The sequence below is a fragment of the Micromonospora sp. R311 genome, from assembly GCF_056780015.1.
The window spans coordinates 80853-104599 of the sequence record NZ_JBSWCE010000026.1 but is presented as its reverse complement, the minus strand read 5'-3'; the positions used below and the strand labels follow the sequence as shown (position 1 = coordinate 104599).

The window sequence follows — 23747 nt, the reverse complement described above, 5'->3', positions numbered from 1 at the left end:
CGCGCCCCGCCGACGGTTCACCCCTGCCGGAGACATCGATGTCTGTGGTTAGATTTCGACATGCGCCGAGTCCTCGCCTGCCTGGTCGCCGCGCTCGTGGCCAGCCCTGTCGTCCTCACCGCGGTGGCCGCCTCCGCCGCGACCGCGCCCGCGGCGCTCGTCATCGCGAGCGACTTCCCCGATCCTGACGTGATCAAGGTGGGCGGCACGTACTACGCCTACTCGACCAACAACGGTCACGGCAACGTGCCGGTTGCCACGGCGACCTCGTTGTCCGGGCCGTGGACGCGGCGGGCGGACGCCCTGCCCACCCTCGGCGCCTGGGCCAGCGGCGGCCTCACCTGGGCTCCCGATGTCTCCCCGCTCGCCGACGGCAGGTACCTGCTCTACTACACCGCCCGGAGCCGGGCCGTCGGCCGGCAGTGCCTCGGCGCGGCGGTCTCCGGTTCGCCGCTGGGTCCGTTCAGCGCGGTCGGCACCGGCCCGCTGGTCTGCAACGGCGGCGAGGGCGGCGACATCGACGCGTCCAGCTTCGTCGACAGCACCGGGCTGCGTTACCTGCTCTACAAGGACGACGGCAACGCCATCGGCCAACCCACCAGCCTCTGGCTGCAACGGGTCGCCGCCGACGGCGTGACCCTGCAGGGCGGCCGGGTGGAGTTGCTGCGCAACGACCGGCCGGAGGAGGCCGGCATCATCGAGGCGCCGGTACTCACCAAGGTCGGATCCCGCTACGTGCTGTTCTACTCTCTCGGTGGATACGGCGGCGACGGCTACCAGACCAGCTACGCGACCGCCACCTCGCTCACCGGGCCGTACGCCAAGGCCTACCGCTCGCTGCTGACCACCGCGACGACCGACGGCGCGGTCCGCGGCCCCGGCGGCGCCGACGTGATCCGCGAGGCCGCCGGCGATCACCTCGTCTTCCACGGCTGGATCAACAACTACACCGCGCGAGGGATGTACGTGGCCGCGCTCGGCTGGGCCGGCGAGTATCCCGTCGTGCGCGGCAGCCGGGTCCGGTACGAGGCGGAACGCGGCGTGCTCAACCACTGTTCGGCACGGAACGCGCCGACCGCGTCCCAGGGGCAGGTGGTGGCCTACCTCGACCACGCCGACAGCTGGGTCGACGTCACCGTCTTCGCACCACGCGCCGGCGGCTACAGCGCGCACATCGCGTACGCCGCCGGCTACGGCGACGCCCAGCACACGCTGACCGTCAACGGCGGCGCGCCCCAGGTGGTCACCTACCCCAACTCGGGGTGGGAGAACTGGCGACAGGTGCGGGCCGACGTCACGTTGAACGCCGGCTTCAACGCCCTTCGCCTGACCCACCTCAGCCGCTGGGCCGAGATCGACTTCGTCGAGATCGCCTGAGCGACGTCCCGCTTCCGCTCCGCGAGGACGGAATCGCCAACCTCCCGACCCGCCCTCCCGGCCTGGTGCCACGCCTGCCCACCTGGTGAAACTTTCCGCCATCCTTCACCACTTCCGTGGAAGGCGTTTACATCGACGAGCGTCGCGGTGTACGGTACCGCCACCCGCTGACACATATCGGTGTTGGCGAATGTCCCGAGGGGTGAAGGTGACTGCTCGACACGCCTTGCGGCGTACGCGTCCACTGTTCAACGCCGCCTTGGCGGCAACCCTGATCTTGTCCACCGGCTCAGCCCTGGCGGCGTCACCGGTGTCCGCGGCGCCGGATCGGGGTTCGCCGGCCTCCGGTCGGCTGGCCACCGCCTTCGACAGCGCCGCAGCCCGCTACGACGTGCCCCGCGATCTGCTCGTCGCGCTCGGCCAGGCCGAGACCCGCCTGGACGGCCGTGGCGGTGCGCCGAGCGCGTCGGGCGGTCACGGCGTCATGCACCTGGTCAACAATCCCACGCTGCACACCCTGGACGAGGCGGCCCGGCTGACCGGGCTCAGCCCTGGCGTGCTGGCCGCCGATCCCACCGCGAACATCACCGGAGCCGCCGCGGTCCTGCGCTCCTATGCCGACCAGGCCGGCCTCACTCCCGCCGAGCGCCGGGACGTCGACAGGTGGTACGGATCGGTCGCCCGCTACGGCGGAGCGACCACGCCGTCGGTCGCCCGGCTCTACGCGGACGCCGTCTACGACCTGCTCGGCACCGGCTTCACCACCGGACAGCAGGAGGTGCTGACGGTTCCCGGCCGGCCGGTCGCGCCGCAGCGGGGCGCGCTGGCCCCGCGGCCGGGCGAGGTCGGGGTTCTCAGCACCGACTACGGGCCGGCCGCGTGGGCGCCGGCGAGCACCAGCAACTACACCGTGGCCAGCCGGCCCGGCAGCCACCCGGTCAGGTACGTCGTCATCCACATCACACAGGGCAGCTACGCCGGTTCGATCAGCTGGTTCCAGAATCCGGCCGCCAAGGTCAGCGCGCACTACACGTTCCGCTCGTCCGACGGAGCGGTCACCCAGTCGGTGCGCGAGAAGGACATCGCCTGGCACGCCGGCAACTGGACCTACAACACCCAGTCCATCGGCATCGAGCACGAGGGCTACGTCGACAACCCGGCCTGGTTCACCGACGCGATGTACCGGGCGTCGGCGGCCCTGACCCGCAACCTGGCCGCCAAGTACGGCATCCCCAGGGACCGGGCGCACATCATCGGTCACAACGAGGTGCCCGGGGCCACCCACACCGATCCGGGTCCGAACTGGAACTGGACCTACTACATGCAGCTGGTGAGCGGCGTGACGGGGATCGGCTCCGGCACGGTGAACACCGAGGGGACGAACCTCAACGTCCGGTCCGGGCCCGGCACCGGCTACGCGGTCGTGGGCTCCGTCGCCGACGGCGCGACCGTCAGCATCTACTGCCAGGCCACCGGCACCACGGTGACCGGCCCGTACGGCACGACCAACGTCTGGAACCGGATCGGCACCAACCGGTACGTCTCAGACGCCTACCTGCTGACCGGCCACGACGGCTTCATCCCCAACGTGCCCCGCTGCTGACCACCCCGAAAGGACACGAACATGAGACGAAGCGTGCGCCGATTCGCCCTCGTCGCGGCAGCCGCCGTCGTCGCGACGATCCTGATCCCGTCGTCCCCCGCGGCCGCCGCCACGGTGACGGTCGACAACAGCACCGCCGGTCGGTTCACCGCCAGTGGCAACTGGGGCACGTCCACCTGGTCGACCCAGCGCTACGGCGACGACTACCGGTTCGCCACCCCGGACACCGCGGCCAGCGACGCGGCCTGGTACAAGGTCAACGTGCCGAGCGCCGGCAGTTACCTGGTGGAGGTGTGGTATCCCGCCGACCCCGGCTACAACGACCGGACCCCGTTCGTCATCGCCACCACCAGCGGCAACCAGACCGTGTACGTCAACCAGCGCACCACCGGTGGCCGCTGGGTGAGCCTGGGCACCTTCCCCCTCGCCGCCGGCGACTACAACGCCGTCGGGGTCAGCCGCTGGACCAACGGCACCGGGTACGTCATCGCCGACGCGGTCCGCATCACCACGGCCACCGGCGGGTCCGGCTTCTCCCTGCCCCTGCCGCGCAGCGCCCTGCCGCGCAGCGAGTACGACGACCCGCACCACGACTATCCGGCGATCGACCTGCCCGTGCCCACCGGCACCCCGGCGTACGCGGTGCGCGCGGGAACGGTCACCCGGATCAACGACAGCAGCTGCGGCGTCGGCATCAACCTCACCGGCACGGACGGCGCGATCTACACGTACTGCCACTTCTCCGCCTGGTCCGTGGCCGACAGCGCCACCGTCTCGCCGGGTCAGCAGCTCGGGTTGACCGGAAACACCGGCAACTCCACCGGCCCGCACCTGCACTTCGGCATCCGGACCGGCAGCACCCGCCGTTGCCCACAGAACTTCCTGCTGGCCCTCTACGACGGCCTCACACCCCCGACGGCCGCGAGCCTGCCCACCACGGGCTGCTACTACTGACCAGAGTCCGGCTCCCCGGCGTCCCCACCGCGGCACACCGGGATGGCAGATCGTCCGCTCGGCCGTCGCGGGGCACCGGCACCGTCCAGTGCCCCGCGGCGCCCCTGCCCGGTAACGCGTTCGGCCGCCTCGTCGTCGGCGCAGGGCCCCGGGCCCCGACCGTCCACACGGCTCCAATCGGTGTTCGCCCGGCGGACACCTGCCGGGAATCCGGGACCACAATGCTCTATGGATTCTCATCAATTCCGGACGCAGGAGCACCCCATGCTCGACAGCAGCAGCAAGAGCCGGCGATCCAGGATGGCGCGGGCGCTGACCACGGCAGGCGCCGCGGCGACGCTGGTGGCGGCGCAGCTCGCGGCGCCGCCGCCCGCGAGCGCGGCCGTGAGCAGGGCGGAACTCGCCCTTCGCTGGGCACCGATCCATCACCAGGATGTCGATGCCACCGGCAGTCACGCCCTGGGCGGCCGGTCCGACTACATCGCCAAGGTCGACTTCGACGGTGACCTGAACGGACGCAACAACTGGGACCGGGCCGGCCAGGCCGGCACCTCGTTGGCCGCGCACGTGTACTACTCCGTCGTCGAGACCAGCACTCACTGGTACCTCACGTACCTGTTCTTCCACCCGCGGGACTGGACGGACCACCCCTTCTTCGAGACCGAGCACGAGAACGACGGCGAAGGCGTGCTGTTGGCGGTCGAGCGCGACGGCTCCACGTACGGCGTCCTGCGCGCGGCCGTCACCGTCGCGCACAGCGACTTCTACTCGTACACACCGGCGGGCAGCACCTGGACGGGCGGCCGCGAGAGCGTCGACGGCGCGCTGCAGTTCCAGTCGTCACCACACGACGCGTTCCAGCACCCGGTGACCGCCCAGGAGGCGCAGGGCCACGGCCTGAAGGCCTATCCCCAGTACGCGATCAACGGCGACGGACTGGTCTACTACCCGTCGACCGTCGCCGAGACGCCGAGCAACGGCAACGACCGCGACGTGCGGTACCAGCTGGTCGACATCTTCGCCGCCAACGGCCTCTGGGCGCAGCGGTCCAACCCGAACCTGTTCGCCAACCTCGGCACGTTCGCCGGCGACACCTCCGGCGACTGCGGATCCGGCACCTGGAGCTGCTCGAGCAACTCGGCCAACGCGCCTTGGGGCTGGGACGACGGCAACGACGCACCCGCCCGTGGAGAGTTGGCCAGCGACCCGGCGAAACTGTCCGCCGAGTACTTCACGATCCCCGGTGGTGTGGCCCGCACCTACACGTACAACCCGTACGCCGGTGCGGCGGCGGCCCTCGCGGAGGCGGCCAGGACGGCACCGCCGACCGTCGACTGACCGGCGGACGGAACCGTCGACGGCGTCGTCACCGAGGACGCCGTCGACCGGGCCGGTCGCCCGCTTCCGCCAACCCGCCCGGCGACTACTCCTCCGGGACGCCGGGGCCGACCTCGCCACGCCGCAGGTGCTCGGCGTTGCGGTCGGCTTCGCTGTCCGCGTGCGCAGCCCCGATGCGCGGGTCTGTCGTCCGGCGCCCCTCGGCGTCCTGGTACACCTCGCCGCTCTCGAGAGCGTCCTCCTGCTGCCGGCTCTGCTCAGGTGTGGTCACGTTGCCCAACTACCCGACGCTCGCACCGGCAAAACGGGCGCGGCTGCACCGACCCACCGCGCAGCCGCGCGCTCGAGGTCGCCTCGGCGGCGACGTGGACGTACGGCCTAGGGTGGGCGGCATGGCCCGCCCCGCCCCCTCCGCCGACGGCCCTGCGGCGCAGAATCCGCTCACCCGGTTGACGCTGGAGGAACTCCGGCAGCGCACCAGCGTGAAGTGGCGCATGCACCCGCCCGACGTGCTTCCGCTCTGGGTGGCGGAGATGGACGTACCCCTCGCGCCCGCCGTGGCCGGCGCGCTCCACCGCGCGATCGACCTCGGCGACACCGGCTACGCACACGGGACGGCGTACGCCGAGGCGCTCGGCGACTTCGCGGCCCAGCGCTGGGCCTGGGACGACTTCCGGGTCGACCGCACCACGGTCGTACCGGACGTGATGATGGGCATCGTCGAGGTGCTCCGGCTCGTCACCGACCCCGCGGACGCGGTGGTGGTCTGCTCCCCCGTGTACCCGCCCTTCTACGCGTTCGTCAGCCACGCCGACCGGCGGGTGATCGAGGCCCCGCTCGGGACCGACCTGCGCATGGACCCCGCCGCTCTCGACGAGGCCTTCCGCCGCGCACGGGAGTACGGCCGCCGGCCGGCGTTCCTGATGTGCAACCCGCACAATCCCACCGGGGTCGTCCACCGCCGCGACGAGCTGGAGGCCGTCGCCGAGCTGGCCGACCGGCACGGCGTACGGGTGATCTCCGACGAGATCCACGCTCCCCTGGTGCTCCCCGGGGCGCACTTCACCCCGTACCTCACCGTGACCGGCGCCGAGAACGCCTTCGCCCTGACCTCCGCCTCGAAGGCGTGGAACCTCGCCGGCCTCAAGGCGGCAGTCGCGGTCGCCGGGCCCCGGGCCGCCGCCGACCTGGCCCGCATGCCGGAAGAGGTCGGCCACGGACCCAGCCACCTCGGCGTCATCGCGCACACCGCCGCGTTCCGCGCCGGCGGGCAGTGGCTCGACCTCCTCCTCGACGGCCTCGACGCCAACCGCACGCTGCTGGAGACGCTGCTGGCCAAGCACCTCCCGTCCGTCCGGTACCACCGCCCCGAGGGCACCTACCTCGCCTGGCTGGACTGCACCGGGCTGGGCATCGACGCCGGGCCGCCCGCCGGCGAACCCGGCGTGGCCAGCGCCATCGCCGGGCCCGCGAAGATGTTCCTCGACCGCGCGCGGGTCGCGCTCAGCTCGGGGCACGTCTTCGGCACCGGCGGAGCGGGCTTCGTACGACTCAACTTCGCCACCTCACCCGCGATCCTCACCGACGCCGTCACCCGCATGGGCCGGGCAGTCACCGCGAGTTGAGGCCCGGTCCGCGGCGGCGGTGCCTCCACGACAGCGATCGGCGCGCCTGCGCCGGCACGTCGCCCGGCCGCCCGCCCTCGACTCGTAGGCTGCGGCTCATGCCGACATGGGCCCGGGCCTACCTGGCCGACCAGGACGATCTCCATCCCGTGCGCCATGTCGTCGCCGGCGGAATGTCCGTGGCGGGCCTCCTGCCGCGCCTGGGCAGGCCGGGCCCCCAGCTACGACGCCTGGCAGGTCTGGGTCTCCCGCCCGGGATCCCGAGCGGGACTTCGAGACACCGATCTGGCGCCAAGGCTCCCGGGCTCGCCACAGAAACCGCATCCTCCTCCCACCCGAGGAGTTCGCCGCGGTGCTGAGCACCCTCAATTCGCCCCGCTGGTCGCGCCGGCCCCGCTAGCCCTCCCGGGCGGCAGCCTTCGCCGCTCCGGTCGCCGGAACTGCTCCTGACGAGAGATCCACCCACTCCTCGGCTTCGCCCGTCCGGGATCGCTCGCCTTCCCCTGCCGGATCCCACGCACTGAGCACAGCCCGACGGCTACGGCGCCGGAACACCAGGGCCGCCAACGCGACGGCCAGCAGCGCAACCATCAGCGGGCGGGCGGCGCTCGGGGCGTCGGCGCCGGGACGCTTCCTGCTCCTCATCGCGGCTCTCATGTTCGGTCCTTTCCCTCTCCGACAGGCGTCGCGGCACTGTCGGCGCGGCAATGCCGCCAGGTCTCAAGCCACGAGCAACGAACCCGGCGCCGGTAACGGTGCAGCGCCCGGCTGAAGCACGCGCTCGCGCTGGTCGGCCCGCACGACGGTACGCAGGAGTTCGCGCCGTGCCGCGGCTCCTGGTTCGACGCCACCCGATCGAGACGTTGGCTGCCACCCGCGGAGCGCGCCCGCGCACCGAGGGATGCGGGCGCGGTCTCGACGGCCGCGGCCGAAGCGGTCGACCGCCACGTCCGGCCAGTGATCATGCCGCCCTCAGCCCGGGTCACCCGTTCGGGCGCTCTGCCAGGACCGCCTGCGGACGTGGACGCGAGCGGGCAAACTCGTCCCGAGCTCACCTGTCCGGACCTTGGAAGATCGCGGCGAGGAAGGCGGCAGCCGCGCCCGGGCACGCTGACCCAGACCGGATCATGAGGAAAAGCGAATGACCTCACTATCGCCGTTGTCCGTGACAGTGGCGGAGCCCGAAGCCCTGAACCAGCTTCCGACCCCCGCACGCGCACAGGTCGACCCGGCCGACATCGTCGTGCCGGACGGCTATCGCGTGGAGGTGGTGCTGGTCGGCCTGTCGATGCCGTGCGGAATGGGTTTCGCCGACGACGGCACCCTGTTCGTCCTGGAAGGCGGTAGCACCTGGCCGACGCGGCCGTACCTGCCGGCCCGGATCCTGCGGCTGGACCCCGACGGCCGCCTCGACGTCGTCACGGAGGAGGCGCTGGGCGGGCCGCGGCATGTGGCGGTGCACGACGGCGCCCTGCTGGTGTCGTGCAAGGGTGGCCGCCACGCCCGCATCGACCGTATCGACCCGGCGACGGGCCGGAGCAGCGTCCTCCTCGACGGGCTGCCCAACGGCGGCTGGCACGAGCCCGGCGGGCCGGTGTTCGGGCCCGACGGCCTGATGTACTTCGCCCAGGGTTCGGTGTCGCAGCAGGGGGTGATGCTGCCGCAGGGGTTCCAGGTCGACGTGGCGCGCCACATCGGCGTGCACGACGTTCCCGGCGAGGATGTCGTGCTGACCGGCAACAACGTTCAGACCTACGATCCCACCGGGCCGTACCCGTACCTGGTGGAGACCGGGCCGTTCAAGCCGTTCGGCACCCCGGCGCGGCGGGGCGAAGTGGTGCGGGGCGAGCTCAAGTGCAGCTCCGGGCTGTGGCGCGCGCAGCCCGACGGGAGCGAGATGGAACTCGTGGCCTGGGGTCTGCGCAACCCCTACGGCATGGCCTTCGGCGAGGACGGTGACCTGTACGTCTCCGACAACGACTTCGAGGAGAGCGGGGACCGGGCGATCCGCGGCGACCCGGACCGCATCTGGCGCATCGACGCCGCCCGTACGCCGCACGGCTCCGTCGACCGGCCCGCCTGGTACGGCTTCCCCGACATCTGCGGCGACGGGCTGCCCGCCTGGCACGACTCCCATCTGCCCCGTCGCGGCCGGGCGGCCGAGCCGCTGATCGAGAACCCGCCGCCGTGGGCGGGGCCGGCGGCGTTCCTCGAGCAACCACACTCGGCGATGGCCGGAATGGACGTCTCCCGCAGTGACACCTTCGGCTACCGCGGCCGCCTGTTCGCCTGCGAGTGGGGCACGCTGGCGCCGATGAACTCGCCGGACCCGCGCGACCTCGAGCACGGTTTCCGAGTGCTGGCGGTGGATCCGGCCGACGGCACGGCCGAGCCGTTCATGCGCAACTCACGACCTGGACCGGCGTCGGCGCTGGGCACCGGCGGTCTGGAGCGCCCGGTCGACGCCAAGTTCGCCCCCGACGGGAGCCTGTACGTGCTCGATTTCGGCGTATCGCGGGTGTTGGAGAAGACCCAGATGTCCTACGGCCACACCGGTGTGCTGTGGCGCGTCGTGCGGGACGGAGGCCGCTCGTGACTCGCCCGCTGCTGCTGGAACTCGACAACGCCACCGTCAGCGCACACCTGGACCGCGTCACACCATGGCTCACCACGACGCGCACGCTCCAGTCCGTGTACCGCAAGACCCTGGAGGACACCGCCGGCAAGGTCAGCGAACCGCACGTCCGCAGCTGGCTGCGCGAGATCGCCGTGCCGGCGAGGAAACATGAGGAGGCGGTCGCGGACCTGCACCGCGCCTTCGGCCACGAGCCGACGGCCACCGGGCGGATGGGCAGCGCGTTCTCGCTGATCTCCACGCTGCTGGGCACCGCGCGGGAACTGGTCGGCCAGGCGCAGGGCAGGCTGGCGGGCGCGGGCGGTGGCGCATGGCGGCAGATACGCGTGCTGCTGCTGAGCAACCTCGACGCGATCAGCGGGTTTGCCGTGGCCGAGCAGCTCGGCCTCGCCCTCGGCCGGCCGGCCGTGGTCGACATCGCCATGCCGATCGTGGCCGAGAAGACCCGCCACCAGCTGTTGATCCGCGAGTGCTACCTGGAGATGGCGGCGACATCGATCCTGTACCAGCGGGACGTATGAGGACGCTGCGCCGATGGGGATATCCCCTCGTCCTGGCCGGCGTGCCAGCCACGCTGCTGGGCGTCTTCGCCGTCGTGGAGGCGCTGGACGTGCCCCTGTTGACCGATCCGTCCCCGTTGCCGGGGACGGCAGGGCCGGCGGCCGCCGCGACCGGGGTCGGGCTACTGCTCGTCGACGTCGCGCTGCCCGTGCCGTCCAGCCTGGTGATGGTGGCCCACGGAGTCCTGTTCGGGGTCGTCGCCGGCACCGGGCTGTCCCTCGTCGGCGGGCTCGGGGCCACGCTGGCGGCCTTCGGCATCGGCCGGCGCAGCCGCCACCGGCTCGCGCGCCTCACCACACCGGCGCAGCGGGCCCGCGCCGACGACCTGCTCCGCCGTTACGGGCTGCTCGCCGTGCTGCTCACCCGGCCGGTACCGGTACTCGCCGAAACCGTCGCTCTCCTCGCCGGCACGTCGGGGATGACATGGCACCGCGTCGCGCTGGCGGGGGCGGCAGGAACGCTGCCTCCCGCGCTGCTCTACGCGGCTGCCGGCGCCGCCGGGCAGACGAGCACGGTCGGGTATCTCGTCCTGTTCGGCCTCACGGCCCTCACCGCCCTGGCACTCCGGCACCTCGGACGAGTCGTCCGTCGCGCGTCAGGCAACGGGGACAACCCGGTCCGTGGTGAGACGCGAGCCGAGCAGCCCACGAACTGCTGATCGGGCAACCCCCCATGCCGGTCGCGCCTCGTCGGGTCGGCGTGATCGCTCACTCGACCTTCGCGGCTCGCGCCAGCAACTGGACGAAGTGCCGGGGATGGGAGTAGGGAAAGGCGTGCGCTCCCCCCGGGACGGTGACCGCCTGCCCTCGCGGCGCTGTCGCGGCCAGCCGGTCGACCCAGTCGGCGGCGGCGAGGTGGTCGTGCTCGCCCCGGGCCAGCAGCATCGGGCAACTGACGCTGCCGACCAGGTTCTCCGGACGATCCGCAAGGCCGCTGCGCAGGTAACGGAGGAGGCGCCGAAGTCCACCTCGCCGGTAGTCGGGCAGGGCGGCCCACAGCGCAGAGCCCGGCTCGTGGCGGGAGGTGCGCGCCCAGGCGCGCACCAGCCCGGCCAGTCGCCGAGCTTGCGGTGCGAAGGTGGGACCGGCGACGACCAGGCCGCGGATCTGGCCGGGTAGCTCAGCAGCGACCCGCAACACGGCTTGTCCCCCGGTCGAATGGCCGGCCAGCACCACCGGCCCCGGGCGGTGGTCGACGAACCACGCCGCCACCGTAGCGGCCACGGCCTGCACAGTCGGCTCGCAGGTGTTCGGCCCGCCGTAGCCGAAACCCGGCACGTCCAGCAGCACGCACCGCGTCCAGGCGCCGGTGGCCTCGACGACCTCAGACAGGTAACGCACGGCGCCCAGGCCGGGAACGATGACCACGGCGGGAACGCCCGCGCGCCCCGCGCCTGCCACCACGGCCCGCACAGGTCGGTCTTCGACCGAGTACCACCGCTCCTGCCTCGTGTTCATCCCTCCGATCCGCCGTCATGGCGCTTGCCCGGTTTCCGGTGGTACTCGGGGCGGAGCTTCGCGCTGGCGAATGCCGCCTTCACCGCCGCGGAGAGCGCTTCGATGTCGTACGCGCCGTGGTGGCGGCGGCCGTTGATGAAGAAGGTCGGCGTTCCGGAGACGGCGCTGAGGTCGGCGGAGTCGACGTCCTCGGCGATCCGGTCGGTGCCGCTGTTCCCGGCGAGGTGGTCCCGGAACCGGCCGAGGTCCAGGCCGAGCTGGTCGGCGTAGCGGAGAATGTCGCCCGGGCTGAGCGCGTCCTGGTGCGCCAGGAGCAGGTCGTGCATCTCCCAGAACGCGTTCTGCTCCCCCGCCGCCTCGGCGGCCTCGGCGGCGAGTTGGGCGTGCGGGTGGACGTCGGTGAGGGGCAGGTGCCGCCAGACGTACCGGACGTTGGCGAAGTCGGACAGCAGTTCCCGGACCACCGGCTCGGCCTGCCCGCAGTAGGGGCACTCGAAGTCGCCGTACTCCACGACTGTCACCGGCGCTTCGCGTGGCCCGCGCAGGTGGTCGCGTTCCGGGTCGACCGGGGGTATCAGGTCGACGATCCCCTCGGTGGCGCCCAGCAACGCGCGCGCACGCCGCGCCGGGGGGAGCTGGGCGGCGAGGCGGAACACCAGCCAGGTGAGGACGGACGAACCGATCGTCGCGACGAGGATGCCGAGCTTCGCCTCCTCCAGCGCGGGGCCGCTCAGCGCATGCGTGGCGATCAGGAGGGCGATGGTGAACCCGATGCCGGAGACCGTGCCCACTCCGACGACGGCGGCCCAGCCGACGGGCGGTCGGAACCGGTTGCGGCTGAACCGGGCCACCAGGTACGAGGTGACGACGACCCCGGCCGGCTTGCCGACGACGTACGCCACGACGACACCCAGCGCGACCGGGGAGGTGACCGCGCGGGCCACGAGCTCGCCGTCGATCACGACCCCGACGTTCGCCAGCGCGAAGAGCGGCACGACCAGGTAGCTCGCCCACGGATGGTAGAGGTGCTGCAACCGGTCGTTCGGCGACAGGGCCGAGGCGAGCCCGGCCCGCGCCGACCAGGCCAACTCCGGGGTCGGCTGCTCCCGGAACATCCGGAACAGCCCGGCCGCCTGCTGCAGTTGGGCACGCCCGGGGGCATAGGCGTGGGTGAGCAGTCCCATCACCAGGCCCACCACGACCGGGTCGACGCCGGATTCCGAGACCGCACCCCAGGCCGCCACTCCCAGCAGCGCGTACACCGGCCCCCAGCGCACGCCGATCGCTCGAGCGAGCAGGACGACGCCGAAGATGCCCGCCGCGACGAGCAACGCCGGCGGCGACGGATGTTCCGGGTAGGCGATCGCCAGCACCACGATCACGATCAGGTCGTCGACGACCGAGACCGTCAGCAGGAAGCCCCGCAACCGGTCCGAGAAGCGCGGCCCGAGGACGGCGAGCATACCCAGCGCGAGCGCGGTGTCCGTCGCCATCACCACGCCCCAACCCAGGGCGGTGGTGCGCCCCGCGTTGAATGCCAGGTAGACCGCGACCGGCAGGAGCATGCCGCCGATCCCGGCCAGCAGCGGCAACGTCAGCCGACGCCGCTCCCGCAGCTCGCCGATGTCGAAGTCGCGGCGCATCTCCAACCCGATCACCAGGAAGAAGAACGTCATCAGGCCGCTGTTGACCCAGGTGCGCAGGTCGTGTGACACCCGCCAGTCGCCGAGCTGGACCGAGAACGGGATGTCCCACAGCGACTCGTACGACGACGCGGCAAGGTTGGCCCAGACGAGCGCCGCCACCGCGGCGACCAGGACCACCCGGGCGCTGCCGGTCTCGGTTTTCAGGAACGTGCGCAGCGGGTTGTTGAACCGGCCGACCCAGGTGGTCCGGCCGGACCAGCTTCCACGCGGAGGGTCCCCCGTCACGTAGAGATCCTCCCCCACCGGCTCGCCAGCGGGCTCGGATTCCGGCAGCCGGACCTGTACGGACGGCGAACCCAGGTGTGTTAGTCACCGCCGACAACGGGCAGACGTGCGAGGGGCACGAGGTTCTGCCGACCTTCGTGCCGGTGTGGGGGCTTCGCAGCCGGGGCGTGAGGGAGTACGTATGCAGTCGAGGTGGGGCCGTTACCTGCTGATCACCAGTGCCGCGGCGATGACGGTAGCGCCGTGGATCGCCGACTGGAACCGGCGTCACACCTTCGGGCCGGGTTACGGGCCGCACGCCCGCTGGCACGGCGCAGCGGAGGTGGTCGGAGCCAGCTGCTCCGGCCTGGCGATGCTGTGGCTCCTCACTCGCGGCGTACGGCAGGATCGGCAGTTGGCGACCGGGGTGGCCACGCTGCTGCCGCTACTCCGCTATGGCGCCTTCAACCTGACCCTCGCCGTGCCCGGTACGTCCCCTTACGAGGAGGGCGGGCCCCCGCTGCGGCTGCTCGGACTGCCCGCCTCGCTGGTCACTCAGGATGCCCTGATAGCGCTCGCGCTCGGCGGCTACCTGCTGGAGCGGCGCGCCGAACGGCTGTGAGTCAGTCGCGGCGGTCCTCGTCGCCCAGCTCGACCGGCTGGCGCTGCTCCAGGGCATCCGCCGCCGTCGCGTCCTCGGGCAGCGACGTGGCCGGCAGGTCGTGCTCACCTGGCACAGCGACGCCCTGCTCGGCCAGGTCGGCCTCGGTGGCATCGGCCGGTTGGGGCGGCGGTGGCTGGTCGGGCTGGCTCTCGTCGAGCAGCGGCTGGCGCTGCTCGATCGCGTCGGCCTCCGGAGGCACGTCCAAAGGTCCGTCAGTCATCCCGATCCCCTCCTACTGCTGCTGGTGTCCCCTCCGGTCATGATCGCAGTCATCGGTCCTCCTTCCCGGTGCTGTCGGGCCGGGTACCCCCCGCGACGCTCCCGACACACGAATCTTCGCCGGGCGAGACGGTACGAGCAGCAGGATCACGGGAGGGATCACCGTGGTCCAGAACGAGCCGAGGAGCAGCAGCCGCGTCGCCCGACCGGCGGTCACCGAGCCGCGTCCGTTCTCCAGGATTCCGGCAGCACGGGCAAAGCCTCCCAGACCGGCGGGAGCCCCCAGGGTCGTTCCGGAGACTTCGGGGCTGGCTCCGGCCAGGCCGGTGCGGGCAGAACGGTTAGCCTGTGCGTATGCAGGAGGCGGTGTACTGGAGCAACCTCGATGGCTGACGCCGACGATGTCCGTCACCTGGCGCTGGGGCTGCCCCATGTGGTCGAGATCGACAGCGAAGGCTTCGACTTCCGGGTCGCCGGCAAAGGGTTCGTCTGGTCCTACCCCGAACGCAGACCCGGTGCGTCGCGCCTCATCCGCTCCGACATCGCGGTGCTGTACGTCGGGGACGAGGCGGAGAAGCAGGCGTTACTCCTCGGCGAGCCCGAGGTCTTCTTCACCACGCCCGCCTACGACGGGCTGCCCCTGGTCATGCTGCGGCTGGCGCAGGTGGACGTCGACCGCCTGGAGGAACTCGTCACCGACGCCTGGCGCATGCGCGCCCCGGACCCGCTGGTCGGCGACCTTGACGGCGGCACGCTGACCCGTTGACGGGCAGAGCGAACCGCACCGACGTGCGTGCCGTCAGCTGAGCTTGCGGGTCAGCGTCTCGAACATCAGGTCGGGCCGGCGCGGCACGCCGAACCGCTCGTCGCCGTACGGGAACGGGGTCAGCTCACCGGTACGGGTGTAGCCGCGCCGCAGGTACCAGTCGATCAGATCCGCCCGCTGCCGGATCACCGTCATCCGCATCTCGGCGGCGCCCCACTCCTCCCTGGCGAACCGCTCGGCCTCCGCGAGCAGTTGCCGTCCCAGCCCGTCGCGCTGCCGGGGCGGCGAGACCGCGAACATGCCGAACGATGCGCGGTCGCCGTGGCGCTCCAGGTGGCAGCAGGCGACGATGCCCGTCCCGTCCTCGGTGACCAGCACCGTCCCGGCCGGGTTGCTCACCGCGGCGGCCACCATGTCCGCGTCGGCCCGCTGGCCGTCGAGCAGGTCCGCCTCGGTGGTCCAGCCGGCCCGGCTGCGCTCTCCCCGGTACACCGACTCGACGAGGTCGACGAGGGCGTGGACGTCGGCGGCGCGTGCGGTCCGGGCGGCACGGGATCCAGGGCTGATCATCGGCGGGGCTCCAGGGTCGCGGAAGGTCGCCGACCAGCGTACGCACCCGGGCCGACGCCGCGGTTCCGCCGGTGAAACTTTTCGCCACATCCTCCGCATCTATTGAAACCGCTTTTCCGATCCGGCTACCCTCCGGGAAGTGATCCACGTCCATCTTGGAGGTACCGGACCATGCGAAAGCTGATGTCAGCGGTCGGAGCGGGCGCCTTGCTGACGGCCGGGCTCGTCGTCGGCGCCGCACCCGCACAGGCCGCCACCTGCACCCTGGTGCAGTCCGAGATCTACAACGGGGCGAACATCATCGCCTGGTCACAGGGCCTGGAGGGCTGCGCCGGCGACGTCTACTGGGAGATCCAGTCCGCCGACAGCGGCACCTGGCAGGTCGCCGACAGCGGCACGACCTACTACGACAACGAGGTCAGAAGCTACTACGGCGACATCGAGCTGCCGTGCTACCTGCGGCTCTACGCGAAGTTCGGCACGCAGGAGAAGCTGACCCAGCCGGCGCACAACAACAACTGCGGCGGCTGATCCGGCCGCCGGGCGGGGCAGCGCGACGTCCCGCCCGGCGCGGGCACCGAAGGCCGAGTGGGCCAGGCGGGTAGGCGGTGTGGCTGGGCCGATCTTTATGATCACCGGATGTTCGGCCCCTTCCGCAGGCCGCCCAGTCCAGACACCGACTACAGCCAGGCCGACCTGGAGTTGCGCACCGCGCGTGACCGGGCGCTCGCGGGTCACTGGGCAGCAGCCCGGGACCTGATCGAGGCCACCGGCCTTGACTGGGAGCTGCGCGGCCGCCGGCTCTCGGTGCTGGCTGGCGCCGCCGGGCAGTCTCCCCAGTGGCTGGACGCGTGGGAAGCCGCTGTGCCGGACGACCCGACGGTCGCCATCCTGCGGGCTGACGCCCTGATGGACCAGGCTGGTGAGGCCCGGGGCTACGCGTCCGCGCGCAACACCAGCCGGGAGCAGTTCCAGGAGTTCGACCGACTCTCCACCCTCGCCGCACAGGCCAGCCGGCGCGCGGTGGAACTCAACCCCGACGACCCCTACCCATGGGTGACCCGCATGGCCTCGATGCTCGCCAACGGCCACCGGCAGCGCGACGAGTTCCTCGCGGCGATGGGCGAGGCGGTCAAGCGCGACCCGTACAACTTCGAGTCGCACCTCATGGCGGTGACCTTCCTCTGCGAGAAGTGGTACGGCTCGCACGAGCAGATGTTCGCCGCGGCCCGCGGGCCCGCCGCCGCCGCGCCCGCCGGGTCGTCGGTGGCGATGCTGCCGCTGCTCGCCCACTTCGAGTACGCACTGCGTGAGTACGGCTTTGACACGCGGGCGGAGTCGCTGGCCGCGAAAGCGGACTACTTCCACCGACCCGAGGTCGTCCGGGAGATCGACGCGTGCGCTGCCAAGTGGCGCGGGGCCGGCGAGCCTCGCCTGATCGGTCGGGGCATCACCCTTCGGCACTGGCTGGCGCTGGCCAACTACCTGGCCGAGCATGACCGGAAGGGCACCAGGGCCCTGCTCGCGCAGATCGGCCCGTACCTCGGAAGCACCGCGACGTACGGCTACTTCTGGTCGCGGCAGACCGAGGGCTTCCACGCCGTCTGGAAATGGGCCAGATGACCGAGGAGGCAGGGACCGGGCCGCTCGTGGTGAAGACGGCTGCCGACGGCCGGTGCCGCTGACCGCTGCCCCCCGCATGACTGTCGGGATTGTTAGGCTCCGCGCCATGTTTTCGGGCGATGCGGATGCTGACCTGCGGCAGATGGCCGACGACCCCACCTTTCCGCACCGTGACGCCGCCCGGCACGCGGTGCGGTTCCGGGCCTCCGGCGACGTGGCGGACCTGGTCGCCGTACACGACGACCCGCACCCCTGCGGGATGACCGACGTGGTGTTCGCCATGGCGGGATCGAAGCGGCCCTGGCTCAACTGGGTGCCGATGCCGAGCGAGGCGATCAGCAACGTCGCCAACGAGATCGGTGGCCGCCGGGCACGCGGCGAGCAGCTCGAGGTCACCGGCCTCGGGCTGTCGGCGGCGGAGCCGGCCAGCGCCATGACCGCCTGCCGCAGGATCGCCGGCCCGGTCGACATCGGCATCAACGAGTTCCCGCCCCCCGACATCCGCACGCCCGTACGACCCGGCCGGTACGCGGTCTGGCGGTACGACGGCACCGAGCCGCTGCCCGCCGGGCCGGCGCCGTCGGCCGCCGCGGTCCGGGTGCTGCGGGAGGTCGCGGGGGAGCCGTGGCAGTCGCCGCTCTCGGGGTACGTGAAGGCCGCCCCGCTCGGCGAGCTGCCGCTGGGCGACCTGCTCGGGCTGCTCGCCCACCTGCCCGACCCGCCGGAGACCGCGCGCTGGCAGCACCTGGCCACGTCGACGCCGACGTACTGGTACCGGCTCATGCAGCCGTGGGTGTGCCTCGGCATCCTGCACCACGGCAAGGACGAGCCGTGGCCGACCTCGACCCGCCGCGAGGTGCTGGTAGACCTCGCCTTCGGCGTCGAGGACTGGGTCGCCGACTCGGCGCTGTTCGCGCTCGTCACCGCCGCCTACCGGGAACCGGACCTGCGGCCGGAGGTACGCCAGCTGGTCCGGGCCCGGCTCGACGCGGCGGTGGCGGCGAACCGGCTGGTCACCATCGAGGAGTCACTGGCACAGCTGATGATCGTCACGCCCGGTTGCCGTGCGGACGACCGGGCGCTGGCGACGGCCGTGCTGGCCCGTGCGGCGCAGGACGACGAAGAGGACGAGGAGCCGGCGCCGGTGCCGGCGGCGAAGCGGCGCTGGTGGCAGCGGGGAAGCCGGTGACCGCGGTACGCCGATGGGCCTGACTGATCCGTTGCCGCCGTTGCCTACCTGATCGGGCAGAGGGTCGCGTGGCCGCGCGGGCACTGCCAGCTGGCGACGCCGTCGACGAGAGTCGCGGCAGGAGGATGCGGGTGGCCCGGCAGGCGGCCGGGCCAGGTGGTGTCGCCCTGGTCGAACTCCTTCTCCTGCAGCAGGTCGGCCAGCTCGACGACGGCCCGCTCCAGGTCGCGGGTCAGCGGCAGGCTGCCCAGCAATCCCTCACGCGCCTGCCCCCGCCTGCCGACGCGCACCTGTAGGGCGTCGAGAGCGTCCAGGTCCACGCCCAGCGGCTGAACGACGGCACCGCGACGGGCGAAGTCCCGCGCCACCCGGCGCACCGCCCGCCCGTAACACTCCAGCGCGCCGAGCACCAGCTCGTCGTATTCGTCGCCATCCGGCATCGGGACAGGCTACTGCGGAAACCGCCCGGCCGGTCCACAGGCGTCAGTACCGTCCGCCGGAAACCGGTGATCGTGTGGCATCGATCCGGGGCGACGTGTCACTCCCCGCAGTCCGTCGCCGGGCGGCCGCACCACTCGACCGGGAGCGACCGGGCCACCGACTACGCGCAACCGAAGGTTGCGCGTGGAGAGGTGGCTGTTGTAGGTTTACGCAACCAAAGGTTGCGAAAGGTTGATCGGCATGGAACACGGATCCATCGAGCGCGACATCCACGTCGACGCTTCGCCCGAGGTGGTCTTCGAGGTGATCAGCCGGCCCGAGCACATGCGGGAATGGTGGCCCGACGACGCGCGGTTCGAGCCGCTCCCGGGCGCACCCGGCGAGCTCGCGTGGCGCGACGCGGACACCGGCGAGACCACGAGCGTCGCACTCGCCGTCGTCGAGGTCGACCCCCCGAAGCGATTCTCCTTCCGGTGGTGCTTCTCGGACCCTGACCGGAGCGGGCACTCGCTGCTCGTCACCTTCGATCTGGCCCCGACCGGCGAGGGGACCCGGATCCGCATGACGGAGACCGGGTTCCGTGAGATGGGATGGGAGATCGCCGTCCTCGAGGAGCAGTACCGCGACCACGAGGGCGCGTGGGACCACTACATTCCCGCGCTGGGCAGGTACGTCGCGCGGCTGGTCTCCGCGTCATGAACACGGCGGTCGATGATGCCCTGTGGTCGGCGATCGGCGACCCGATCCGGCGCACGATGATCGACCTTCTTCTCGCCGGGGGGCCAGGCACAGCCACGTCACTGAGCGAACGACTGCCCATCACCCGCCAGGCCGTCTCGAAACACCTGGCCGTCCTGGACCGGGTCGGTCTGATCCACGCCGCGCCGGCCGGTCGCGAGCGTTACTACCAGGTTGACGAGGCGCAGCTCGCCCGAGCCGTCGCCCAGTTGTCCGCGGTCGGCGCCACCTGGGACGCCCGACTCCGCCGGATCAAGCGGATCGCCGAGGCGATCGAACGCAACCGCGACAACAACCGAGGAGAATGAAATGGTCGACATCCTGCACCGGGTCGGCGTCGTCGCTCCGCTCGACGACGTCTACCGAGCAGTGGCAACTCCAGCAGGCATCGCCGGCTGGTGGACGACCGACACGAAGGGCACCAGCGAGGTCGGCGGGCGGTTGGCGTTCCGCTTCGGCGACGTCGGTGGCTTCGACATGGAGGTACTGGAACTCGATCCCTCCGGCCGGGTGCGGTGGCGGGTCACCGACGGCCCCGAGGAATGGATCGGCACCGAGATCGACTGGCGCCTCGACCAGCGCGGCGAGTACACCGTCGTCCAGTTCGCGCACGAGGGCTGGCGCGAGCCGGTCGAGTTCATGCACCACTGCAGCACCAAGTGGGCGACGTTCCTGTTGAGTCTCAAGGAGTTCGTGGAGACCGGGCGCGGCCGGCCGGCGCCGGACGACGTCAGAATCAGCGACTGGCACTGATCCCGGCGCCGATGGCTCCGGAGCACGCCGCGGTCAGCATGCTGTCCGCGGCGCCGGAGCCGCTCGCCCGGGCGGCCGTCATCGGTGGAAATCCTGATCGGAGCCGCGGCCGGGGCAGCACTACGATCCGAGTGTGACTCGCGTTACTCGGCGTCGGAGGCGGTACCCGCTGCTCGCCGCCGCGATCGTCCTGTTGCTGCTCGGCGCGGGTGTGGCCTGGGGCATCGGTGACGCGCTCGGGCTGAGCCACACTCCCGTCGCCGTGCCGCGCGAGGACGTCGCCGCCGCGCCGCGGCGGGTGGCCGCACCGGCGCCGCCGCTGGCGTCCATCGTCGTGCCGGACGAGCCGCGCGCCATCAAGGCCGCGTCCGCCGTCGCCGACGCGCTCGCCTCCCGCGGCCTGCCCCGCCCGGCCGTCACCCCGACCGCGCCCGGCCCGACGCGACCGGTCACCACCGCCACCCGGCCCGCCGCCGGTGCGCAGGCAGCGGCCGGACCGGCCCCGGGCGCGCCGCAGGCCGGCGCGGCCGCGACCACGGCCCCGGCGGGTACGACGGCCCCGGATCTCGCGGCGGTGACCACGCTGCGGGCGGGCGTACTCGCCACCCTGCCCACGGCGCCGGAGTCGTACCGGCTCAGCGTGCGCGGGACCGAGCTGGCCGTCGAGGGGGTCGACGTCGCGGGCACCGCGGCCGGGCTCTACCGGCTCGCCGACCGGATCCGCTCCGGCACCGAGGCGCTGCCCGCCGCCGACGCGGGCCGGCTGGTCACGCCCCGACTCGGCCTGCGGTTGACCGACGCCGGCTCGGTGGGCCGCGAGGCCGACCCGGCCGCCTTCGCCGCGGGCGACGACTACAACCTGAATGCCGACGTGGTCGGGCCGGCACTGCTGCCGCGGGCGCCGTGGGTGGACGCCGGCGCGGTGGCGCGCATCGACGCGCAGTTCCGGCAGCTCGTCGACCACTCCGTGGCGCAGGGCTACAACGGTGTCGTCGTGCCCGGCTTCCTGGAGTACGTCACCTTCGCGAAGGTCGGCGACGGCCACGCGGTGTACCCACCCGGCGACCCCCACGTCGACCGCGCGAAGGCGATGGTCGCGGCGTTCGGCCCGGTCTTCCGGTATGCCGAGGAGATGGGCGTCAAGGTCTTCCTGCTCACCGACATGCTCGCGGTATCGCCGCCGCTCGAGGCGTACCTGACGAGGACCGTCGGCGGGCTCGACGTGGCCGACCCCCGGCTGTGGGCGGTCTACCAGGCCGGGCTGGCCGAGCTGTTCGAGAGCATGCCGTTCGTCGACGGTCTGATGGTCCGCGTCGGGGAGGGCGGCGAGGTGTACGCCGAGGACGGCTGGGACTACTCCTCGAAGCTCGCGGTCACCACGACCGCGTCGGTGCGCGCGATGCTGCGGGCGCTGCTGGACACCGCGGGCGAGGCCGGCAAGGAGGTCGCCTTCCGTACCTGGACCGTCGGCGTCGGCGCCGTCGGTGACCTGCACACCAATCCCGAGTCGTACGCGCAGGTGCTGGGCGGGTTCGACGACCCGCACCTGATCGTGTCCACCAAGTACACCCTCGGCGACTTCTACAGCCACCTGCCGCTGAACACCACCCTGCTCGCCGGTGGGCACCGCCGCATCGTGGAGTTCCAGGCCCGACGCGAGTTCGAGGCGTTCGGCTCGCTGCCCAACGACCTCGGCCCGCTGCACCGCCGGGCGCTGCGCGAGTTCCTGGCCGCCAATCCGAGGGTCGAGGGCGTCTGGAACTGGACCCAGGACGGCGGACCGCTGCGCGCCGGGCCGATGTCGCTCTACCTGCGCACCGGATTCTGGCAGCTGTACGACCTCAACACGTACGCCGTCGGGCGGCTGGCCTGGGATCCGGACACGAATCCGGCGCAGGTCACGGCGGACTGGGCGTACCGCACGTTCTCCGCCGACCCGGCCACCGTCGCGGCGATCGGGCAGGCCATGGCGCTGTCCCGGCAGGCGGTCACCAAGGGCCTCTACATCGGGCCGTACGCCGACAGGACCGTGCGGGCGCTCGGGCTGGAGCCGCCGCCCATGATGTGGATCTTCGAGTGGGACATCCCGACCGGCGACTCCGCCGCGCTCTACAGCATCTACGCGGTGACCGGCGGTCGCGTCGACGCGGCGATCGACGAAGGCGCGCAGGCCGTCACGCTGGCGCGGCGCATGCGCGACCTGGTCGCCGCGACCGACCCGGCGACCTGGCGTGACGCCGGGCTGCGCGAGCGTTTCACCGACACGCTCGACTACCAGGTGAACCTCTTCGAGACGCTGGGCGCCTACCGGAGCATGGTGCTGCGGCACGCGCAGTGGCTGGACACCGGCTCGGCTGCCGCCTACGACGGCTGGCGACAGGCCGAGACGGCCTACCACGGTGCGCGCGACGTGCACCGGCAGCGCTACGGCACCGACCTGGACCTGCCCGCGTACAACTTCACCGCCGCCGACCTCGGGGCACGGCGCGCGGACCGGGACCCGGCCATGGCCTGGGCGGCCCGAGGGCTGCTCGCGCTGATCCTGATGGTGGTGCTGCTCGGCCTACGCGGACGCGGGTTCGGCGGCGCCGCCGCGCGAGGGCTGCTGCTCGGCGCGGTCCGGCCGTGGCGGGTCGCCGCGCTGCCGGTGCCCGAGTCCAGGCTGGACCGGGTGCTGGTGTGGCTGGTTCCGGTGCTGGTGCTGGTCGCGAGCCGGCTCGTGTTCACCTGGTTCGCCGCCCCCGCGCACCTGCTGGTCACCCTCGGCGGCTGGGCGCTGTTCGCCCTGGTCGTACGCCTCGTCGTGGGCCGGCGGGACCCGTTCCACCTGTGGGCCGTGGTCGGCGGCGTCGCGCTGCTGCGCAGCGTGTTGCTGCTGGCGGCGCTCGCCGGACGCGGTCCGGGGCGGTACTGGTTCGCCTTCTGGACCATGCCGACCCTGCGCGCCGTCTACGTCACCGTCGCGTTCGCGGCGTTCTGCTGGCTGTTCGTGGCCACCGCCGTGGTCCTGCGCGACCGGTACGGCCTGCCGCGCCGCCGTGCCGTCGGGCTGACCCTGACCGCCGCGGGCGTCCCGCTCGGGATGCTGTCCGGTCTGGTCGCCGTGGTCGGCCTGGAGCGCGCGCTGACCGTGTGGAACGACCAGATGGCGCTGCTGCCGTGGGGCCTGTCCCGCATCCTCGGCATCACCGTCCACCTGGGCATCCCCGCCGCTCTCCCGGTGTACGCCGCCCTCGCCGGAGCCGCCCTGACCGCCGCCGGCCTGCTGGTGTCGCTCGGCCGACGCCGGCAGGCCGCCTGACGCTCCGGCGACCAGGAACCTCC

General features: G+C 72.2%; 23 protein-coding genes and 1 pseudogene. 18 read left to right on the top strand and 6 right to left on the bottom strand.

What is annotated here, in order from left to right; all coding sequences use genetic code 11:
* The first annotated feature begins 60 nt into the window (after positions 1-60).
* The 5 genes and pseudogenes from AC1WTP_RS22335 (at position 61) to AC1WTP_RS22315 (ending at position 5272) form a co-directional block, all read left to right on the top strand.
* A complete protein-coding gene (locus AC1WTP_RS22335; protein WP_481651216.1) occupies positions 61-1377 on the top strand; it encodes a family 43 glycosylhydrolase in 1317 nt (438 codons plus the stop codon).
* A 310-nt stretch (positions 1378-1687) separates the two neighbouring features.
* Positions 1688-2980: an N-acetylmuramoyl-L-alanine amidase gene (locus tag AC1WTP_RS22330; RefSeq protein WP_481651215.1), complete on the top strand. Its 1293-nt coding sequence runs from the start codon at positions 1688-1690 to the stop codon at positions 2978-2980.
* A 111-nt stretch (positions 2981-3091) separates the two neighbouring features.
* Positions 3092-3490: pseudogene (locus AC1WTP_RS22325) on the top strand (golvesin C-terminal-like domain-containing protein); the annotation flags it as partial.
* The gene (locus AC1WTP_RS22320; protein WP_481651233.1) at positions 3467-3934 is read left to right on the top strand and encodes a M23 family metallopeptidase; all 468 of its coding nucleotides are present in this window, start codon (positions 3467-3469) and stop codon (positions 3932-3934) included. The pseudogene AC1WTP_RS22325 and the gene AC1WTP_RS22320, both read left to right, overlap by 24 nt.
* Before the next feature lie 264 nt (positions 3935-4198).
* Positions 4199-5272: a hypothetical protein gene (locus AC1WTP_RS22315; RefSeq protein ID WP_481651214.1), complete on the top strand. Its 1074-nt coding sequence runs from the start codon at positions 4199-4201 to the stop codon at positions 5270-5272.
* 85 nt (positions 5273-5357) lie between these two features.
* On the opposite strand, the gene AC1WTP_RS22310 is transcribed toward AC1WTP_RS22315, so the two are convergent.
* Positions 5358-5543, bottom strand: a complete 186-nt coding sequence (locus AC1WTP_RS22310; RefSeq protein WP_447139863.1) for a ribonuclease — start codon at positions 5541-5543, stop codon at positions 5358-5360.
* 121 nt (positions 5544-5664) lie between these two features.
* Between AC1WTP_RS22310 and AC1WTP_RS22305 the strand changes: the two genes are divergently transcribed.
* From AC1WTP_RS22305 to AC1WTP_RS22290, 4 genes are all read left to right on the top strand, one after another.
* Positions 5665-6897, top strand: a complete 1233-nt coding sequence (locus tag AC1WTP_RS22305) for a MalY/PatB family protein (RefSeq protein WP_481651213.1) — start codon at positions 5665-5667, stop codon at positions 6895-6897.
* A 1165-nt stretch (positions 6898-8062) separates the two neighbouring features.
* Positions 8063-9493, top strand: a complete 1431-nt coding sequence (locus tag AC1WTP_RS22300) for a PQQ-dependent sugar dehydrogenase (RefSeq protein ID WP_481651212.1) — start codon at positions 8063-8065, stop codon at positions 9491-9493.
* Positions 9490-10053, top strand: coding sequence for a hypothetical protein (locus AC1WTP_RS22295; protein ID WP_481651211.1), 564 nt, complete (start codon positions 9490-9492; stop codon positions 10051-10053). The genes AC1WTP_RS22300 and AC1WTP_RS22295 overlap by 4 nt, the downstream gene beginning before the upstream one ends.
* Complete coding sequence (locus AC1WTP_RS22290) at positions 10050-10751, top strand: TVP38/TMEM64 family protein (protein WP_481651210.1); 702 nt, start codon at positions 10050-10052, stop codon at positions 10749-10751. The genes AC1WTP_RS22295 and AC1WTP_RS22290 overlap by 4 nt, the downstream gene beginning before the upstream one ends.
* Positions 10752-10800: 49 nt before the next feature.
* On the opposite strand, the gene AC1WTP_RS22285 is transcribed toward AC1WTP_RS22290, so the two are convergent.
* Positions 10801-11460, bottom strand: a complete 660-nt coding sequence (locus AC1WTP_RS22285; protein WP_481651209.1) for an alpha/beta fold hydrolase — start codon at positions 11458-11460, stop codon at positions 10801-10803.
* Positions 11461-11546: 86 nt separating this feature from the next.
* Entirely contained in the window at positions 11547-13481 is a 1935-nt protein-coding gene (gene nhaA / locus AC1WTP_RS22280; protein ID WP_481651208.1) for a Na+/H+ antiporter NhaA, read from the bottom strand.
* A gap of 181 nt (positions 13482-13662) precedes the next feature.
* On the opposite strand from nhaA, the gene AC1WTP_RS22275 reads away from it, so the two are divergent.
* Positions 13663-14082 carry a DUF6640 family protein gene (locus AC1WTP_RS22275; RefSeq protein ID WP_481651207.1) on the top strand — a complete coding sequence of 140 codons (420 nt, stop codon included), beginning with the start codon at positions 13663-13665 and terminating at the stop codon, positions 14080-14082.
* 1 nt (position 14083) lies between these two features.
* Here AC1WTP_RS22275 and AC1WTP_RS22270 read toward each other — a convergent pair whose 3' ends face one another.
* Complete coding sequence (locus tag AC1WTP_RS22270; RefSeq protein ID WP_481651206.1) at positions 14084-14344, bottom strand: hypothetical protein; 261 nt, start codon at positions 14342-14344, stop codon at positions 14084-14086.
* A 384-nt stretch (positions 14345-14728) separates the two neighbouring features.
* Here AC1WTP_RS22270 and AC1WTP_RS22265 point away from each other — a divergent pair, with 384 nt between their 5' ends.
* A complete protein-coding gene (locus AC1WTP_RS22265; RefSeq protein ID WP_481651205.1) occupies positions 14729-15109 on the top strand; it encodes an MmcQ/YjbR family DNA-binding protein in 381 nt (126 codons plus the stop codon).
* A 33-nt stretch (positions 15110-15142) separates the two neighbouring features.
* On the opposite strand, the gene AC1WTP_RS22260 is transcribed toward AC1WTP_RS22265, so the two are convergent.
* On the bottom strand, positions 15143-15679 hold the full coding sequence (locus tag AC1WTP_RS22260) for a GNAT family N-acetyltransferase (protein ID WP_481651204.1): 537 nt from the start codon (positions 15677-15679) through the stop codon (positions 15143-15145).
* Between the two features lie 171 nt (positions 15680-15850).
* Between AC1WTP_RS22260 and AC1WTP_RS22255 the strand changes: the two genes are divergently transcribed.
* The 3 genes from AC1WTP_RS22255 (at position 15851) to AC1WTP_RS22245 (ending at position 18491) form a co-directional block, all read left to right on the top strand.
* Positions 15851-16210, top strand: coding sequence for a hypothetical protein (locus tag AC1WTP_RS22255; protein WP_481651203.1), 360 nt, complete (start codon positions 15851-15853; stop codon positions 16208-16210).
* A 108-nt stretch (positions 16211-16318) separates the two neighbouring features.
* A complete protein-coding gene (locus AC1WTP_RS22250) occupies positions 16319-17302 on the top strand; it encodes a hypothetical protein (protein ID WP_481651202.1) in 984 nt (327 codons plus the stop codon).
* Between the two features lie 106 nt (positions 17303-17408).
* Entirely contained in the window at positions 17409-18491 is a 1083-nt protein-coding gene (locus tag AC1WTP_RS22245; RefSeq protein ID WP_481651201.1) for a hypothetical protein, read from the top strand.
* A 44-nt stretch (positions 18492-18535) separates the two neighbouring features.
* On the opposite strand, the gene AC1WTP_RS22240 is transcribed toward AC1WTP_RS22245, so the two are convergent.
* Positions 18536-18931: a hypothetical protein gene (locus AC1WTP_RS22240; RefSeq protein WP_481651200.1), complete on the bottom strand. Its 396-nt coding sequence runs from the start codon at positions 18929-18931 to the stop codon at positions 18536-18538.
* A gap of 241 nt (positions 18932-19172) precedes the next feature.
* Between AC1WTP_RS22240 and AC1WTP_RS22235 the strand changes: the two genes are divergently transcribed.
* The 4 genes from AC1WTP_RS22235 (at position 19173) to AC1WTP_RS22220 (ending at position 23724) form a co-directional block, all read left to right on the top strand.
* On the top strand, positions 19173-19631 hold the full coding sequence (locus AC1WTP_RS22235) for an SRPBCC domain-containing protein (RefSeq protein WP_481651199.1): 459 nt from the start codon (positions 19173-19175) through the stop codon (positions 19629-19631).
* Positions 19628-19978 (top strand): ArsR/SmtB family transcription factor, encoded by a 351-nt coding sequence (locus AC1WTP_RS22230; protein ID WP_481651198.1) that lies wholly within the window; start codon positions 19628-19630, stop codon positions 19976-19978. Before AC1WTP_RS22235 ends, AC1WTP_RS22230 begins: the two co-directional genes overlap by 4 nt.
* Before the next feature lies 1 nt (position 19979).
* Positions 19980-20423, top strand: coding sequence for an SRPBCC family protein (locus tag AC1WTP_RS22225; protein ID WP_481651197.1), 444 nt, complete (start codon positions 19980-19982; stop codon positions 20421-20423).
* Positions 20424-20556: 133 nt separating this feature from the next.
* The gene (locus AC1WTP_RS22220) at positions 20557-23724 is read left to right on the top strand and encodes a hypothetical protein (RefSeq protein ID WP_481651196.1); all 3168 of its coding nucleotides are present in this window, start codon (positions 20557-20559) and stop codon (positions 23722-23724) included.
* Positions 23725-23747 lie beyond the last annotated feature (23 nt).